Genomic DNA, 845 nt, shown 5'->3' on the forward strand with positions numbered 1-845 from the left:
TGAAAATATGATATAATGTAAGTGCGTATTTGGAGGTAAAATATTATGGCAATGACATGTTTAAACAATCGTAAAAATGACAGCTTTATTTTGAGTACTATAGATGAATTAGTACCATCAGATCACAAGGTAAGAGAGCTTGAGGAAGCCATTGACTGGACATTTATTTATCCATTGGTCAGACCGCTCTACAGTTCTTTTGGAAGACCAAGTATCGATCCGGTGGTACTTTTTAAAATGCTTTTTATTAACTTTACATTTGGTATTCATTCCATGAGAAGAACATGTGAAGAAATCAAGGTCAACCTTGCCTACAGGTGGTTTTTAGGATTGTCCATTGATGATGAGGTTCCAAACTATTCAACCTGGTCACAGAACTATATCAGAAGATATGGAGATTCAGAAATTTTTGATGAGATTTTCAACAGGATCATCGAAGAAGCCATAGCATATGATTTTGTGGATCTTGATACAGTATTTGGAGATGGAACACATCGAAAAGCCAACGCCAATAGTAGAAAACACGAAAACAAGGTCGTGGAGATCGTCAAGAAACATTATGATGATGAACTTCTGGAAGAAATCAACAAGGATAGAGAAGAACATGGAAAAAAAGCATTAAAGGAAACAAAGGATATAGAGCTTGCATATGATGAAGAAACAGGAGAACTGATTGAAGGAAAAGGGACAAAATCAATAAAGGTAAGCAAGACAGACCCAGAAAGCGGATGCTTCCATAAGGGAGAAAAACAGAAATGCTTTGCATATACAAATCTGACATTCTGTGATAGACATGGATTTGTACTGCATAATACAGTAGCACCAGGCAATCAGCACGATAGTGT

Annotated in this window: 1 protein-coding gene; it reads left to right on the forward strand. The window is 36.3% G+C overall.

Annotated features, from left to right (window positions below; genetic code table 11):
* Nucleotides 1–45 precede the first annotated feature (45 nt).
* A partial coding sequence (locus B5G32_RS13565; protein ID WP_143746686.1) for a transposase occupies nt 46–845 on the forward strand: 800 nt, incomplete at its 3' end.

Origin of the sequence: Massilimicrobiota sp. An80 (genome assembly GCF_002159255.1) — a bacterium.
Lineage (GTDB): Bacteria > Bacillota_I > Bacilli_A > Erysipelotrichales > Coprobacillaceae > Allocoprobacillus > Allocoprobacillus merdigallinarum.